The organism is Thalassospira sp. HJ, from assembly GCF_000948415.1.
GTDB lineage: Bacteria > Pseudomonadota > Alphaproteobacteria > Rhodospirillales > Thalassospiraceae > Thalassospira.
Window position 1 is genome coordinate 364,245 of sequence record NZ_JYII01000012.1, and the last position, 16,502, is coordinate 380,746.

General features: G+C 54.2%; 17 protein-coding genes. 11 read left to right on the forward strand and 6 right to left on the reverse strand.

Annotated features, from left to right (window positions below):
* Positions 1-77: 77 nt before the first annotated feature.
* Complete coding sequence (locus UF64_RS10590; RefSeq protein WP_044828966.1) at positions 78-902, forward strand: aldo/keto reductase; 825 nt, start codon at positions 78-80, stop codon at positions 900-902.
* Positions 903-965: 63 nt separating this feature from the next.
* Here the strand turns inward: UF64_RS10590 and hemN are convergent, their stop codons facing one another.
* The 4 genes from hemN to UF64_RS10610 form a co-directional block, all read right to left on the reverse strand.
* Complete coding sequence (gene hemN, locus UF64_RS10595; RefSeq protein WP_044828967.1) at positions 966-2,321, reverse strand: oxygen-independent coproporphyrinogen III oxidase; 1,356 nt, start codon at positions 2,319-2,321, stop codon at positions 966-968.
* Positions 2,322-2,390: 69 nt separating this feature from the next.
* Positions 2,391-2,747, reverse strand: coding sequence for a DUF3088 domain-containing protein (locus UF64_RS10600; RefSeq protein WP_044828540.1), 357 nt, complete (start codon positions 2,745-2,747; stop codon positions 2,391-2,393).
* Positions 2,748-2,806: 59 nt separating this feature from the next.
* Entirely contained in the window at positions 2,807-3,235 is a 429-nt protein-coding gene (locus UF64_RS10605) for an HIT family protein (RefSeq protein ID WP_044828541.1), read from the reverse strand.
* Between the two features lie 114 nt (positions 3,236-3,349).
* Positions 3,350-4,039 (reverse strand): FMN-dependent NADH-azoreductase, encoded by a 690-nt coding sequence (locus UF64_RS10610; RefSeq protein WP_044828968.1) that lies wholly within the window; start codon positions 4,037-4,039, stop codon positions 3,350-3,352.
* A 123-nt stretch (positions 4,040-4,162) separates the two neighbouring features.
* Between UF64_RS10610 and gcvA the strand changes: the two genes are divergently transcribed.
* A complete protein-coding gene (gene gcvA / locus UF64_RS10615; protein ID WP_044828542.1) occupies positions 4,163-5,059 on the forward strand; it encodes a transcriptional regulator GcvA in 897 nt (298 codons plus the stop codon).
* A gap of 76 nt (positions 5,060-5,135) precedes the next feature.
* On the forward strand, positions 5,136-5,927 hold the full coding sequence (otnI, locus tag UF64_RS10620) for a 2-oxo-tetronate isomerase (protein ID WP_044828543.1): 792 nt from the start codon (positions 5,136-5,138) through the stop codon (positions 5,925-5,927).
* A 21-nt stretch (positions 5,928-5,948) separates the two neighbouring features.
* Here the strand turns inward: otnI and UF64_RS10625 are convergent, their stop codons facing one another.
* Both UF64_RS10625 and UF64_RS10630 read right to left on the reverse strand, forming a co-directional pair.
* Positions 5,949-7,211: a glycerate kinase gene (locus UF64_RS10625; RefSeq protein ID WP_082049694.1), complete on the reverse strand. Its 1,263-nt coding sequence runs from the start codon at positions 7,209-7,211 to the stop codon at positions 5,949-5,951.
* A 62-nt stretch (positions 7,212-7,273) separates the two neighbouring features.
* Positions 7,274-8,023 (reverse strand): FadR/GntR family transcriptional regulator, encoded by a 750-nt coding sequence (locus UF64_RS10630; protein ID WP_044828545.1) that lies wholly within the window; start codon positions 8,021-8,023, stop codon positions 7,274-7,276.
* 287 nt (positions 8,024-8,310) lie between these two features.
* Between UF64_RS10630 and UF64_RS10635 the strand changes: the two genes are divergently transcribed.
* The 8 genes from UF64_RS10635 to UF64_RS10670 all read left to right on the forward strand — a co-directional run bounded on the left by UF64_RS10635 (position 8,311) and on the right by UF64_RS10670 (position 16,469).
* Positions 8,311-9,111 (forward strand): N-formylglutamate amidohydrolase, encoded by an 801-nt coding sequence (locus UF64_RS10635; RefSeq protein ID WP_044828546.1) that lies wholly within the window; start codon positions 8,311-8,313, stop codon positions 9,109-9,111.
* 1 nt (position 9,112) lies between these two features.
* Positions 9,113-10,282, forward strand: coding sequence for a carboxylate-amine ligase (locus UF64_RS10640; protein ID WP_044828547.1), 1,170 nt, complete (start codon positions 9,113-9,115; stop codon positions 10,280-10,282).
* 113 nt (positions 10,283-10,395) lie between these two features.
* Entirely contained in the window at positions 10,396-10,641 is a 246-nt protein-coding gene (locus tag UF64_RS10645) for a DUF2312 domain-containing protein (protein ID WP_007090950.1), read from the forward strand.
* Positions 10,642-10,794: 153 nt separating this feature from the next.
* Complete coding sequence (locus UF64_RS10650; RefSeq protein ID WP_152630667.1) at positions 10,795-11,223, forward strand: MmcB family DNA repair protein; 429 nt, start codon at positions 10,795-10,797, stop codon at positions 11,221-11,223.
* Between the two features lie 237 nt (positions 11,224-11,460).
* Entirely contained in the window at positions 11,461-12,603 is a 1,143-nt protein-coding gene (locus UF64_RS10655) for a patatin-like phospholipase family protein (RefSeq protein ID WP_044828548.1), read from the forward strand.
* Between the two features lie 36 nt (positions 12,604-12,639).
* Positions 12,640-14,340 (forward strand): methyl-accepting chemotaxis protein, encoded by a 1,701-nt coding sequence (locus tag UF64_RS10660; protein ID WP_044828549.1) that lies wholly within the window; start codon positions 12,640-12,642, stop codon positions 14,338-14,340.
* A 75-nt stretch (positions 14,341-14,415) separates the two neighbouring features.
* Positions 14,416-14,886, forward strand: a complete 471-nt coding sequence (locus tag UF64_RS10665) for a cache domain-containing protein (protein ID WP_044828550.1) — start codon at positions 14,416-14,418, stop codon at positions 14,884-14,886.
* A 458-nt stretch (positions 14,887-15,344) separates the two neighbouring features.
* Positions 15,345-16,469, forward strand: coding sequence for a patatin-like phospholipase family protein (locus tag UF64_RS10670; protein ID WP_235285032.1), 1,125 nt, complete (start codon positions 15,345-15,347; stop codon positions 16,467-16,469).
* Positions 16,470-16,502 lie beyond the last annotated feature (33 nt).

Genomic DNA, 16,502 nt, shown 5'->3' on the forward strand with positions numbered 1-16,502 from the left:
AGAAATTCGGTCATCTTTGGAACGAATTTCTTTTTGGCGTGTTTCGCAACTAACCCCAGTGATCAATAGGTATGAAAATGTTTGATATCAAAACAAATGGTGCAACCATCCCGGCACTTGGCTTCGGGACGTTTCGAATGGCCGAAGATGACGTGAAACGTATCGTGCCCAAAGCGCTTGAAACCGGTTTTCGCCATATCGATACGGCCCAGATATATGAAAACGAGGCAGCGGTCGGAGAAGCAATCGAGACGTCCGATGTTCCGCGCAAGGAAATCTTCCTGACCACCAAGGTATGGGTGAAAAACTATCGCCACGATGATTTCATTGCATCGGTCGATGAAAGCCTGAAAAAGCTGCGCACCGACTATGTTGATCTGCTTTTGTTACATTGGCCAAATGACGATGTGCCGCTGGCAGAACAAATTGGTGCACTCAATGACGTTAAGAATGCCGGGAAGGTTTGCCATATCGGTGTCAGTAACTTCACCACCGCCCTGATGAACGAAGTCGTCGAACTTTCCGACGCCCCGATTGTTACCAATCAGGTCGAATATCACCCGTTTCTTGATCAATCCGTTGTCATGGATGCGGCCAACAAGCTTGGCATGGCGCTAACCGGCTATTACGCAATGGCCGATGGCAAGGTGTTTGAAAATGAAACGCTCAAGGCGATTGCTTTTGATCAGGGGAAATCTATTGCCCAGATCGTTTTGCGTTGGGTCATTCAGCAGAGTAATGTGATTGCACTTTCCAAAACTGTTGGTGAAGAACGTGTTCTGGAAAACTTCGATATCTTTGATTTTGAGCTGACCAGCGAACAGATGCAAGTCATCCACGGTCTTGCTGACGAAAACGGCCGTATCGTCAACCCGGATGGTCTTGCACCGAAATGGGACTGATCACTGCGTGATCGTTAGCTGATGCCAACAAAGAAAAAGGGGCTGCAAAAGGCCCCTTTTTTATCAGACAGCCTGGGAGTGCCGCCCATGGGCGTGGTTGAGATAGGTATCAAATGCTGCGCAGACCGCACGGATCAGCGGACGGCCCAACTCGCTCAGTTTAATGTAATTTCCCTGAACTTCGACAATGCCATCCTGGGTCATCGCCTTGATGCGCTCGATCTCGGGCGCGAAGCGGTCTGCGGAAATGCCATGGCTTGCGCAGACTTCATCAAGATCAACGGCAAGATTGCACATCAGTTCATTGATGATGTCGCGGCGCAATTTGTCCTCATCGGTCAGGGCAATGCCCTTTTCAATCGCGCATTTGCCGTCTTCAACGGCGCGCTGCCAGCGGGCCAGTGCCGGATCGTTCTGGGCATAGCCCTGCGGCAGGGATGAAATGGCAGACGGGCCAAAGCCGATCAGGGATTCGGCACGATCAGTGGTGTAGCCCTGGAAGTTCCGGTGCAGCAGGCCATCCGATAGCGCACGTGCCATGCTGTCGGCCTGATGGGCAAAGTGATCAAGTCCGATGGCAACAAACCCGTGCTTGGCCAGACGGTTCTGGATTTCCTCATACTGCGCCCAGCGTTCCTCGGTATTTGGCAGGGCCTCGGTCGGGATGAGCTGCTGATGCTTTTTCATCCATGGCACATGGGCATAGCCAAAGACCGACAGGCGATCCGGGCAAAGCTCCACAGTTTGGTCAACCGTTTCACGCAGCGACTCAACCGTCTGGAAGGGCAGGCCATACATCAGATCGACATTGATGCCGGCAATCCCGTGCGATCGCAGCTTGGCAATTACGTCACGAACCAGCTGCATGCTTTGAACGCGGTTGACCGCTGTCTGGACCTGCTGATTGAAATCCTGAATGCCGATGCTGGCGCGGTTAAAGCCGCATTCGACCATGGCTTCCATGAAGTCGTCGGTTGCGGTGCGCGGGTCCATCTCAATGGCGATTTCGGCATCGTCAAGGATCTGCAACCGGGCGCGGATTGCGGCCATGATGGCGCGCAGATCTTCGGCCTTGAGGATGGTCGGGCTGCCGCCGCCAAAGTGAATGTGTGAAACCGTGAAAGTCTCGTCTTTTGGCAGTTTGCCAAGCGTGCCTTCGATCTCGGTCAGAAGGGCCGAAACGTAGCCATTCACCGGTTTGTAGTTTTTGGTGATCTTGGTGTTGCAGCCGCAGAACCAGCACATTTCCTCGCAATAGGGGACATGCAGATAAAGCGATAGCGGTTGGGCGGGATCAAGATCGCCAAGCCAGCCTTCAAAAACCTCGCCATTGACACCGGCATGGAAATGCGGCGCGGTCGGATAGCTGGTATAGCGCGGCAGACGCAGGTCGTATTTTTCGTAAAGGGCTAGCTGCATGACGGACATCCCGAAAATTCGTTCTGTCCGTCTTTTGCATTATTCCAATCTGCTCTGCCTTGATATGCCTCAAGGGTGTGGAACGGGGAAACCGTGTCGTTCACTCAAGGCATGCAAAATGCCGTCCTTGTCATCAATGAAGGCATGGCCATTTGCCGTGCCGGTTTGAAGCGATGATGTGTCGCCCGATTTCAAAATCATCACCGGAAGTGATTGATGGTCTTCGCCCAAAAGCGCGATGACATCGTTCCTCGGGCGCGACCAATTGATGTGACGGATATCAAGCGCGCCAAGCAAGTTTGGAAATGATCCCAGAACCCCATCAATCAAGGCGCAATGCCAGCAATAAAAACGCTGGTTTGGCCAAGCGGGATCTTCGAAATCGGGTTTGATCAGAAATATCGTATCGCGTTCGAGAATCGGCATGGGGCTTGGCCTTTCGTGATGGCGCGGTGTTCGCGCCTTGATGGCGTCGGTGGCGACGATCAGAGATGTTTGAAGGCCGATACCAGATCGGCGCGAAGGGCGGCGAGACGCTCACGGCCTTCGTCTTCATCATAGGGTTCGACCTTGCCAATACCCCAAACCGGGCCGGGCCATGCCGCGTCATCCTTGAAGCGGCCGATCACGTGGCAATGAAGTTGCGGCACCATATTGCCCAGCATCGCGACATTGGTTTTATGCGCATTGAAACGGCGCTTGATAACCCTGGAAACAGCGGCGGCTTCATTGCCAAGGGTGATGCGGTCTTCGATGCTCAGATCATCGTAGTCCACAAGGTCTGGGCGCTTGGGCACAAGAATAAGCCAGGGATAGCGCGCATCATTCATCAACAGAACATGTGAAAGCGGTCCGTCGGTAACCAAGGTGGTATCGGCGGCAAGCTGCGGATGAAGGGTAAATGCGTTGTTCATCGATATCCTCGTTCCTTGAAAAGTCACGGGGACGTTATAGCGACAACGCCCTTGAATGTCTTGAAAACCTTACTCGCGTTGGCGGGCAGAAGGGTTTCCTGCCCGCCCGGAAAATTACGCGGCCTTTGATGCGTCATGCTTGGCGATCAATTGATCGACCAGTTCGACGACTTTGTCTTCGGCCTGTTTGATGGATGTCTGGGTGCGGTCATCGGCGAACTCGTCATATTCAATGGCAGCACCAAATTGATCAGTGATGCCGATATATTGCAGCGGGGTGAAAACGCCGCCTTCGACAAAGTTCAAGTGATCAATTCGGCCACCCTTGTCATAACCGTAATCGCCACGTGACGACAAAACGACGATGGATTTGTTATCGGTGATCATTGGCCAATAGGGCACACCGTCGCGTGACCGGTCAAAGCCGAACGTCCGACCGACACGTACAATGTTATCAACCCATGCCTTCATCTGGGCGGGCATGCCAAAATTATACATCGGCACCCCGGCGACAATGATGTCAGCCGAAAGAAGCTCATCCACCAACAGATCGCTTTCACGCAGTGCCGCGTGCATCCAGTCTTCACGGTCGTCGGGTGGGGTAAAGGCCGCATGGACCCAGTCGCCGGTGGTTGGTTTCGGCGGGTTTGCCCCGACGTCGCGATAGATGATCTCGGTATCCGGACGTTTCGCCAGCCAGTTTTGGACGAACTGTGCGGTGAGGCGGCGCGTGTGTGAGCCATGCTGTTTCTGATCTGATCGGCCTGGGCGGGAACTGCTATCGATATGAAGAATTCTGGTCATCATACTCTCCATGGGATGAAAATGGTTCATCTGTGTGTGTCTGTGATGACCAAGCATTGACGGAATTTAACGGGCACGGCAAAATCGAATTCCTCAGCCAGCAGATGAGCTCAGTTCATTCATATGTCATTGCCGCCACTTGCGACCTTGCGTGCCTTTGAAGCCGCAGCCCGCCATCAAAGTTTCAAGAATGCTGCATCGGAGCTTGGCGTCACGCCAACCGCGATCAGCCATCAGGTGCGCCTTCTTGAAGAAACGTTGGCTGTTCAATTGTTTGATCGCAAGCCACGGCAGGTGGTTCTGACCGATGTCGGGCAGGCGCTATATCCGGTGTTGCGTGATGGCTTCGCATCGTTTGCCAAGGCGATTGATCAGGTGCGCAATCGCCCGGCATCGCGCAGTGTGACGGTGTCGGTTATTCCATCCTTTGCCGCAAAATGGCTGTTGCCACGCCTGCCACGGTTTCAGGCGGAATATCCCGATATCAATCTGCGCCTGCATACCTCGCCAGAGGCGGTTGATCTTGCCGGAGGTGTCGCGGATGCCGCCATTCGTTATGGGGTCGGGCCCTATCCGGGATTGGTAGCAAGTCCATTGTTTCGCGAACATTTCGTCCCGCTTTGCAGTCCTTCTTTGGGGCTGGAGAAAACAGAGGACCTGCGCAAGACGACCTTGCTGCATTTTGACTGGCTGCGCCCCGATGATGCGACCCCGACATGGCAAAGATGGGGGCAGGTGGCGGGATGTTCAGAATACTTGCCGGATGCGGGGATCAGCTTTTCTGATGACAGCCACGCCATTCAGGCGGCCATTGCCGGGCAGGGTGTTGTTCTCGCCAGTCCAGCGATGGTGCGCGCCGAAATCGATGCCGGGTTGCTGGTGATGCCGTTTGGCCCGGAAATCAAAGGGCATTCTTATCACTATGTGCATACCGGCCGGGGTGATAACCGTCGCGAGGTCGAGGCATTCGGGGACTGGATCAAAAACGAAGTGGCATCATCCGGGTCGCTTGCCGAATAATCGCGTGATTGAAGATTGACCTTGCGGGCTGCATCGGAAACCATGTGGCATCTTCAATCATTCTTGTGGATCGATCATGCCCCGCTTTGCCGCCAACCTTTCGTTCCTGTTTGCCGAACTGCCGTTTGAAAAACGGTTCGCGGCGGCCGCGGATGCGGGTTTTGTCGGGGTGGAATATATCGGCGCCTATGACATGCCGCTCTCCACGGTCAAATCGCTGCTTGATGACAATGGGTTGGAACAGGTTTTATTCAATCTGCCTGTCGGTGATTGGGAAGCAGGTGACCGTGGTCTGGCCTGCCGTCCGGGGCGCGAGGATGCCTTTCGCGACTCTGTCGTACAGGCGCTTGATTATGCGGCGGCCACCGATTGCAAGATGCTCCATTGCATGGCAGGCCTCATGGGCAAGGGCGAAGATTCCGGTGAACTCGCCCGGCTTTATTGCGACAATCTGCTTTATGCTGCGGACCTTGCCGATCAGGCTGGGGTCGATATCCTGATCGAGCCGATCAATCCGCTTGATATGCCGGGTTATTTGCTCAATTCCATCGAACAGGCGGCCGTGATCCTTGAACAGCTTGATCACCCGCGCCTGAAATTGCAGTTCGATATCTATCATGCCCAGATCGTTGGCGGGAACATTGCCGCACGGCTGGACAAGCATATCGACAGCATCGCCCATGTGCAGGTCGCGGGGGCTCCGGGCCGTCATGAACCCGACAGTGGGGAGCTCAATTACCCCTTCCTGTTCTATATGCTTGATCGCATCGGCTATGACGGCTGGATCGGCTGCGAATACAAGCCGCACGGTAAGACCGAAGACGGGCTTGGCTGGGTTCGTCCCTGGATGCCAAAGCCCGGCGTCTGATCGGTCTATTTTGGCGAATGCCTATTCAATCAGAATGGCCCGGAAATCATTGACGTTGGTAAGTGTCGGTCCCGTCACAAGCAAATCATCAATCTTGGCAAAGGCGCTATAGGCGTCATTGTTATTGAGATACTCCCAAAGATCGACGCCATCTTCTTGAGCTGTTTGCCAGCTTTTGGCATCGATGATGGCGCCTGCATTATCCTCGCTACCATCAATGCCGTCGGTATCAATCGCAAGCGCGCTAAAGCCCGGTTGATCGCGCAGCTGCAGCAGAAGCGACAGCAAAAATTCGCTGTTGCGTCCCCCACGGCCCCCCTTGCCACGCACGGTAACAGTGGTTTCACCGCCCGAAAGCAACACGCACGGCTTTGCCGCCGGCTGCCCATGATTGGCAACCTGATGGGCGATGCCGGCATGAACAATGGCGACTTCGCGGGCTTCGCCTTCAATCGCATCGCCAAGGATCACGGTATTGAGCCCCATGTCGCGCGCGACGGATGCGGCGGCCTCAAGGCTGTCCTGCGGGCGGGCCAGCATGATGGTTTCATGACCTTCAAAGCAGGGATCGTCGGGCTTGATCGTCTCATCCTTCTCGCTACGCAGAAGGTCCTCGGCGGCCTTCGGGATGTCGATCTGATAATGGCGGAGGATATCAAGCGCGTCCTGTCCGGTGGTTGGATCGGATACGGTCGGGCCAGACGCAATAATCGCCGGATCATCGCCCGGCACGTCCGACACCAGATAGGTCACCATACGCGCGGGTGCGGACGCCTTGGCAAGCCGACCACCCTTGATGGCAGACAGGTGTTTGCGCACACAGTTCATTTCCGAAATGGTCGCGCCACTGCGCAACAGCGCCTTGCTGATCGCCTGTTTGTCTTCAAGGGTCAGACCCGGACCGGGCAGGGCGAGAAGTGCCGATCCACCCCCGGAAATCATGCACACAACCAGATCATCCGGACCAGCAGCCGAAACAATATCAAGGATCCGCTTGGCGGCCTGTTCCCCGGCAGCATCAGGGACCGGGTGGGATGCCTCGACAATTTCGATCTGATCGCATTCGACCGCATGGCCATAGCGGGTCACGACCAGTCCTTCGACATCACCTTTCCAGGCTTTCTCGAACGCACGCGCCATATTGGCCGATGCCTTGCCAGCGCCAATGACGATGGTTTTGCCCTTGGGCGGTTCCGGCAGGTTGCGCGGGATCTGAACGCCGGGGTCGGCGGCCTTTAATGCCGCATCCATCAAAGCCAGAAGTTTTTCGCGCGAAGTGGTCATGTCGGGTTTCCCTGATTGGATTTTGGCCGGGTTGATCCCGGCCTTGAATTTGGTTCGGGTGTTTAGGTCGCTTGCTTGTCCGATGCCGTTTTGAAAAAGTCGATCACGGCTTGCAAATGATCGGACATCGCCTTTTCTGCTGCATCCGGGTCGTGGGCGGCGATGGCTTCGATAATGTCGCGGTGATGATCCTGCACCATGCGATCAAAGGTCGGGCCGACCATGCCGTTGAAACGAATTTCGGTCAGGGCCGCCTGCAGCACGTCATGCAGCATTTTCATCACGTGATAATAAATGATCGATCCGGTCGCCCGGCCAATCATCATATGCAGGCGGTGGTCATCATCGGCACGGTATTTCGCAGCCCGCCTTGGGTCATGTGCCTGGCGATAGGCCATGCGCAGAAGCTTGATATCCTCGTCACTGGCATTGATTGCAGCCCTGCGTGCTGCCCATGTTTCAAGCGTGCAGCGGATTTCCTGCAGATCGCGCAGATTGCTGATCGAATCGCGCACCAGATCGGTCATGGCGGTGTCCATGTCGATCCCGGTCGATGACAGGATTTCGGTGCCGCCGCCCTGAACTGCTCGCAAGTACCCACGGGTCTTGAGCTTTTGCAGGGCTGCACGCACCGACACGCGGCTAACCGACATGCTTTCGGCAAGTTGGCGTTCACCGGGCAGGCGGTCTCCGGGCAGGAAAATGCCGTCTGAAATCTTTTCAAGGATCTGATCGGCAACCTGATCGGCAATCCTTTTCGGACGCTTGGTTTCCGGGTCGTCTTGTGCCTGAACCGGCTTGGCAGACGGCATGTTGGGTTGTCTCCAATCGTGTTTTTCTGTGCCAGAGCAATGATGTTAGTCGTCCTGCCCCTAAATGGTCATACCATTTTACGGGATGTTTGGGCGCTACGCAAAGTGTCGATATGCATCATGCCTGCTTATTGCAGCGCAATCTTGTCTCGGCCGCGATAAATTGATAGTTCAACAGATGCCGGATGGCGCATGCGCAGCCCGTCCATAAGCGCGCTGCTGCCCCGGTTGACCTGCCAATATCGATACCCAATACCCAAAGACCACCGAATTTCAGGAGAACACGCGTGCCGAACCAAGCCGGGACCCTTTTGGGCCATGATGATCCCGCCCCGTTTGAAGTCTTGAATGAAAACGGCAAGGGCCATGCGCTTTTTGTCTGCGATCATGCGTCCCGCGAAATCCCCAAAAGCCTGGGCACGCTCGGCCTGCCCGAGGAAGAGCGCAAACGCCATATCGGCTGGGATATCGGCGCGCGCAAGGTGACTGAAATTCTCGTTGAACGTTTTGATTGCCCGGCGGTTCTAGGCGGGTTTTCGCGTCTTGTGATTGACTGCAACCGGCAGCTTTGGGACCCGACCGGAATGCCCGAAATTGCCGATCAGACCGTGGTGCCGGGCAACAAAAACGTCTCGCCCAGCGAACATATGCGGCGCATCCGCGAGATTTTCCTGCCCTATCACTGGGCGATCGAAGAAAAGATTGCCACATTCCACGCTCATAAAATTGCCCCGGCCCTGATTGCCATTCACAGCTTTACACCCGTATTCCAGGGCTTTGAACGCCCATGGGAAATCGGTGTGCTCTGGGATCAGGATGATCGCATTCCGGTGCCGCTGCTTGAAACCCTGCGTGCGCAGAACCCGGATCTGACCATTGGTGATAACGAACCCTATTCCGGACGCCATCTGGCTGATTACACCATCGATCATCACGGCGAGGCGGCTGGTCTTCCGTGTGTGTCGATTGAAATTCGTCAGGATCTGATTGATACTGACGCAGGATGTGAAAAATGGGCGAAGATCCTTGGGGATGCCTTCGTCGACATCCTTGCGGATCCGAACCTATACAAGATCAGGAGAGACTGATTTGGCAGGGGCCAACGCACGCGAACCGGGATTTTCCATCGGCATTGAAGAAGAATTCTGGCTCGTGGATCGCGAAACCCGCGATCTTGCCAAAGACCCGCCTGCCGAATTCCTGAAAGACGCCAAGGCCAAGCTTGGTGATCAGGTCTCAAGCGAATTCATGCGCTGTCAGGTCGAAACGGGCAGCAAGGTTTGCAACAGTGCGCTTGAAGCGCGCGAGCAGCTGATTGAAATGCGCAGCACCCTTTCCAAGGTGGCGGCGAAATACGATATGGCGCTGCTCGCGGCCTCGACCCATCCCTTTGCCCAGTGGGACGACCAGAAACATACCGACGGTGAGCGCTACAACACCATCGCGCGCGATTTGCGCACGGTGGTGGATCGTTTGCTGATTTGCGGCATGCATGTTCATATCGGGATCGAGGATGATGATCTGCGCATCGAATTGATGGCGCAGGCCAGTTACTTCCTGCCGCATCTTCTGGCCCTGACCACCAGCTCGCCGTTCTGGCGGGGCAGGGAGACCGGGCTTCAGACTTTCCGGTTGTCTGTGTTTGACAACCTGCCGCGTACCGGCCTGCCTGAAGTGTTTGGTTCCTGGGCGGAGTATCGCCGCCATGTCGATATGCTGATCAATGCCGGCGTGATCGAGGATGGCACCAAGCTTTGGTGGGATTTGCGCCCCTCTGATCGTTGGCCGACGCTTGAAATGCGGATTGCTGATGTTTGTACCGATCTTGAAGATGCAGTTTGCGTTGCGTCGATCACTAGATGCCTGATGCGCATGCTCTATCGTCTGCGGCGCAATAATCAGCGCTGGCGGATTTATGCCAACATGCTGGTGCGCGAAAACCGCTGGCGGGCGTGCCGTTATGGCAGCGATCCGGGCGAGAAGGCCGGGCTGATTGACTTTGGTCGCGGCGAAATCGTGCCCTATGCCGATCTGCTCGAAGAAATCCTCGAACTCATCCGGCCTGATGCCGAATTCTTTGGCTGTGTTGATGAAGTCGAACATGCGCGCACCATCATTAAACGCGGCACCAGTTCCCGTCGGCAGCGCGAAATCTATGACGGCGCAATCGAACTTGGTGCCTCGCCAAAGGATGCGCTGGTTGCCGTGGCTGATGTGCTGATTGAACGCACCGACCCGCACGCAAGATCGGACACCTAACGGGCTTGTCAGCGAGGGATGCATTGAGTATCGTCGCGCCGAAACGGGTTTGGGCCCTTTGAAATTCCGCGCACCGGATATCCGCTGTGCAATCCATCATCGGAGAAGAATTGATGACCGAAGTCGGTGGTATCGCAGCCGATCAGCTTGCGAGTTATGTCGAGCGTATCGAACGCCTTGAAGAAGAAAAAGCCAACCTGATGGCTGATATCAAGGAAGTCTACGGCGAAGCCAAGGCGCTTGGCTATGACGTGAAAATCCTGCGCCAGATCATCCGTCTGCGCAAAATGGAAGACCACGAGCGCACCGAACAGGAAGAAATCCTGGAAGTCTACAAGCGTGCGCTGGGTATGAGCTGACAGCACCCTGTCAGCAGACCGGACGTGAATACCAAAAGCCCGCTTTGATGCGGGCTTTTGCTTTTGTAAGCTTGGCCCATGACAAACGCATCCCGCCCCGAAATCACAACTGAAGTCACCGAAGGTGTCTGACGGCTTTTATATCATCATCAGATGGCCTGCCTGACGGAACTTCGTCTGGGCAATGGCCGCAGGCTTGATTTGCTGGCCCTTGGGCCAAAAGGCGAGCTCTGGGCGGTAGAAGTCAAATCATCGGTCGAGGACTTCCGGGTTGATCAGAAATGGCAAAGCTATCTGGATTACTGTGAGCGGTTCTTCTTTGCCGTGCCGATGCACTTCCCCAAGGACCTGATCCCCGAGGATGTCGGGCTGATCGTGGCCGACCGGTTTGAGGCCGCCATCATCCGTCCAAGTCCCGAAATTAAGCTTTCCGCAGCGCGTCGAAAGAAGCTTCTGATCTCCTTCGGGCAGACCGCAGCAGGGCGTTTGAGCAAGTTTTATTCAAAGGAAAACGTATTAGGTTTGTCGCTCAAACGGATAGCATCTTCTCATTCTTACAGATCAAATCCGATCATTAAGTAATTGATTTTATATGTGTGTTTCCAAATGCAACTTTATCTATTCTGTTGCATAGCATCAAAACGTATAGGTGTATATGCGACGAAACGCACTGGCCCATCGGTTGTATTTGTGCGATGCAATATAAACATTACGAGAACGCTTGGGCCAGTAAGAGCGGTTTCGATCATGAGTTTGATCTTCTTTCCGACTGGCCTGTGGTGGGCGTAATGCCCGGTTCCTTAGACGGGGGACGACGACATGACGGAAAAGAAGCGTGCGATTGCGTTGGCTGGTGGTGGACCGGCCGTTGGTTTGAGTCTCGGTGCCTTGAAAAGGTTACACGAAGAACCCGATCTCAAATTTGATGTCTGGTCGACAGCTTGTATCGGTGCCTGGCTTGCCGTTGCCTGGAACCAGTCCGATCCCGGACATGAATACGAACAGACTGTCGAATTCTTCAAACGCATCTGCCGGCCCGAAAAGGTCTATGACCGTTTCCCGATTGCCGCAGCCTTTGCCCCGGATTTCTTTTCCCAAACCAGCAATACGATCGCCTATATGCTCGATCCCAGAAGCTATCAGGGGCTGATCGTGCCGGAAGCCATCATGGAAGCGGCATCCTATGTGCAGGAATTCCTCGCCAAGCCGCAATACTGGACGCCGGGCAATATCAATTCCCTGATCCTCAACGGTTTCATGGCGGCGAACCCGCTGTCGCGTTTCATGATGGGGGCGATGTACCAGTCGCGGAACCGGGGACTGTCGCGCATTTACTATCCCGACAGTGCGTTTCTCGATCTGCTGGATTTTGACCGGCTTTATGAGGACGGCAAACCGGCCATCCTGCACAATGCCTACAACCTGACGCGTCAACGGTTGGAACTGTTTACCAACAAGCCGCTTTCCTATGGCTTGCCGGGGATGAATGCCCAGACGCTGTGTGCGTGTTCGGCGCTTCCCTATATCGAGGAACCGGTGGTGATTGGTGCCGATACCTACTGCGAAGGGGCCACGGTCGATACCGTCAATTTCTATGATCTGCTGCGTTTGAACCCCGACCTTGATGAGGTTTGGGTCAGTCGCATCCTTGACGTCAAGCAGATCCGACAGCCCGAAAACCTTTATGACGCGCTCAATAACCTCGTGATGCTGTTTGCGGCAACCACCAGCGAAGATGACGTCAAGCTTTTCAAATACAAGGTCGCCGAAAGTGGCCGCGATATCCGGGTCATCGAAATCCCGGTCGAAGCCAATATCAGCTACGACTGGACGTGGGAAAACCTCGATCGCAGCATTGAGGACGGCTATCGCGCGACCAACGGTGTTCTCTCTGCATATCGAAATACGACCGGTGACGTAACCGTTGCCAAACTTCAGGCGGCCAGTAACGACGCCGCCTGATGCCACCTGTGAACGTCAATTTTGGATAGCCAAAGAATGAATACTTTTGCGAATCTGAATATCGGTACCAAACTTTCGATTTTACCTGTCATTGCTGTTGTGGCGATCATTGCGGTCAGCCTGATTGGCGGGCGGGCGATCATGTCGCTTTCTGATGGTCTGGAGTTCGCCGTCAGCGAAGCCTATCCCAAGGTCAAGGATATCAGCACGATTGACCGCAATGTCACCAAGGTGCACCAGACCGTTTATCGCCTGCTGTCATGGTCGGCAGCTGGCGTCGATGAAGACCGGATGAACAGCGTTTCCCAGGAACTTGATACCCAGATCGAAGAAGCCCGGCAGTCCTTTGTGATCTTGCTTGAAAACGAAAACCTGCCGGATTCTGAACGCCATATGTCGGTCGAGGCCCAGGAACGCTATGACAGTTATCTGGGCAAGGTCAATCAGGTCATCGGGATGCTTGATATCGACTATACCGGGGCGCTCAGCTTTTCGTGGTCCGCACAGTCCGACTATGAAGCGCTGATGGACATCCTTTCCAAACTGCGTGCAACAGCAGAGCTTCGGATGGATAGCGCAAGTGGTGCTGCGATTGCGGTTGGTAGTTCTGCACAGGACCAAACAATCATTGCCGCTGTTGCGGCCTCGGTCGCCATGGCGATCATCAGCTTTGTCATCGCAAGCTTCATCGGTGCGCCGGTCAAGAAGCTGACCCGTGTGATGCGCGACATTTCTGAGGGCAAAACCGATATTGCTGTTCCCTTCACCGGTCGCAAGGATGAAATGGGCAAAATGGCTGATGCGGTCGAAGTGTTCCGCCAGAATGCCGAAAGTCTTGAGGCCGCCGAAGAACAACGCAAGCAGGACGAAGCCCGAGCAGAAGAGGAAAAGCGTCGCATCATGCAGGAGCTTGCCCATGATATCGAAACCTCGGTACAGGGCACGGCAACGGCAGTCAGTGCGGCGATTGAACAGATTGGCGCATCCGCATCGGCCCTTCTGGGTAATGCGGAACGAACCGATCAGCAAAGCGAAAGTGCTTTTGATGCATCGGGCAAATCCAGCCACAACATGGGTGAGATTTCCCAGGCGGCCTCTGGCCTTGCTTCGGCGATTGCCCATATCAGCGAGGAAATCCAGAAAAGCAGCCGTCAGGCACAAGAGGCCAGTGAGCAGGCCCGCGATGCGGATGAGAAAATCCGCCGCCTCGAGGAGGCCAGCATCCGGATCGAGGATGTGGCAGCGCTGATTGGCAATATTGCTGAACAAACCAACCTTCTGGCCCTGAACGCCACGATTGAATCAGCCCGTGCCGGTGAAGCCGGCAAAGGATTTGCCGTGGTCGCCAACGAGGTCAAAAACCTTGCAAGTCAGACGGCAAAATCAACCGAAGAAATTGCGTCGGAAATTGCCAATGTTCGGGCTGAAACCGGGCAGGCAGTCGAGGCGATCCGAACGATTGTCGAAAGCGTGCAGGGCATCAACGAAATCCTGAAATTGACGGCAGAGTCTGTCATGGAGCAAGGCACTGCCACCGGACAGATCAGCACCAGCATCAAGGAGGCGGCCGGCTACGCCGAGACCGTTTCTGGTGGTATCGGCGATGTCCGCGATATTGCCCGCGCGACCCGTGATTCCGCGGGAAGTGTCGGCGAAGCAACCACTGAGCTCAGCCGGGAAATGGCGGGCTTAAGCAGTTCAGTTGACGGTCTTGTTGCGCGGCTACGTGCCGTCTGACGGATCAGCGTTTCTTATCTCTCTTAGCAATCACCACTCACTAAACTCATCTATGACCAACAAGGGGAATTCAGGATGAATATGGTTTTGCGTTCTATCGGTGCAGCTTTTGTGTCGTTCTTGATGATTATGACTGTGTCCTCGGCGATGGCACAGGACAAGGAAGCAACCGCCAAGGATCTGGTGGATAAGGCAATCACACTCTATGACGAGGTCGGACAGGAAAAGTCATTTGCCGTTTTCAATGACAAGGACGGTGAGTACGTGTTTGACGAATTTTACGTGATTGTCGCCGATGGCGAGAAGGGGACGTTCCTGACCCATGCGATCAATCCGAAACTGGTGAACAACCCGGGCCTTTGGGATCTTCAGGATGTGAATAGCAAATTCATCATTCGGGACATGGTTGAAACGGGTAAAGCTTCGCCTGACGGTGGCTGGTCGGACTATACCTGGACCCACCCGCAGACCAAAAAACTTGCCGAAAAGAAAACGTGGGTGAAGGCCCATGATGGCAAGATTTTCATGGTCGGCTATTACGAATAAAAGTAATCGATTCGCCGTGCAAAAGCCGCCTTCGGGCGGCTTTTGTGATTATGAAATAAATTCCGGTATATATGAAATAATTATTAATTGAATGTCGAAGTTGTGGAGGTATAAGTTTCCGATATTACTTGATAAATTTTCCCTCAAAAGTGAATGTTATTATACAGAATCATATTTTTTCTATATTGATGTATATGTAATCGCAGTTTTCGTCACATCACTATTGAATAATTGGCTCAAATGTATCGCCTTAAAATCATTATAATGATCGTCGTATCTACAGGTCCGCAAAGACGGGCTGATATCTCCTGGGGGTAAGCGATGGTGCACGCGATGGCATCTGCGACGTTTGCACCATGTTGTTTGGGCCGAACCATTCGGTTTTCAACAAAGGAGATCGCGACGTGGAGAAAATCAAACGAGCTATCTTTCTTTCTGGCGGTGGGCCTGCGGTAGGTTTGAGCATCGGTGTGCTCAAACGGTTGCAGCAGGAACCTGATATCAAGTTCGACATCTGGTCTTCTGCCTGTATCGGTGCCTGGCTTTCGGTTGCCTGGCATCAGGCAGATGAAGGCCAGGAACTTGAACAGAGCATCGCCTTCTTTCGCAAAATCTTTCGACCGGCAAGTGTTTACGAACGGTTTCCGATCGCGTCGGCATTTGCCCCGGACTTCTTTTCTGATTTCGCCAACAAACTCAATTACTTCTTTAACCCCAACAGCTATCAGGGGCTGCTTGTGCCCGACGCCATCGGTCAGGCGGTCGAACATGTGCAGCATTTCATGGGCAATCCGAAATACTGGACGCCCCACAATTTCAATGATGTTTTGCTAAACGGTTTTCTGGCGGCAAATCCGCTATCGCGTTTTCTGGTCGGATCAATGTACCAGACCCAGACCAAGGGGCTGGCGAAGATCTATTCACCAGACAGCATGTTTCTCGACCGGCTGAAATTTGATCGCCTCTATCAGCCTGACAAGCCGGCCATGTTCCACAATGCCTATAACCTGACGAAACAGCGGCTTGAGCTTTTTACCAACAAACCCGACCACTATGATTTGCCGCAAATGAATGCCCAGACGCTGTGCGCCTGTTCGGCCTTGCCCTTTATCGAGGAGCCGGTTGAAATCAATGGTGATACCTATTGCGAAGGGGCCACGGTCGATACCGTCAATTTCTTTGATTTCCTGCGCCTGCATCCGGATGTTGATGAAGTCTGGGTCAGTCGTATTCTTGATCTGAAACAGGTGCGTCAGCCCGAAAACCTTTATGATGCGCTCAATAATCTGGTGATGCTGTTTGCGGCATCGGCCAGTGAGGATGCGGTCACGGCGTTCAAGCGTGAAGTTGCTGAAAGTGGCCGTAAAATCGATATCGTCGAAATCCCGGTTTCCCCACATATCAATTATGACTGGACGTGGGAAAACCTTGATCGCGGGATCGAGGACGGTTTGGAATCAACCGATCACATGATTGCCGACTATCGCAAACGCAAGCGCCACGAAAAGTCGGTCCGTGATCTGCGCGAAGGAGCCGCCCGGTTTTTACCGGATTTTCGGCAACGCTCTCCACGGTTTGTCTAAACAGCAAAAGGGCCGCATCATGCGGCCCTTTTG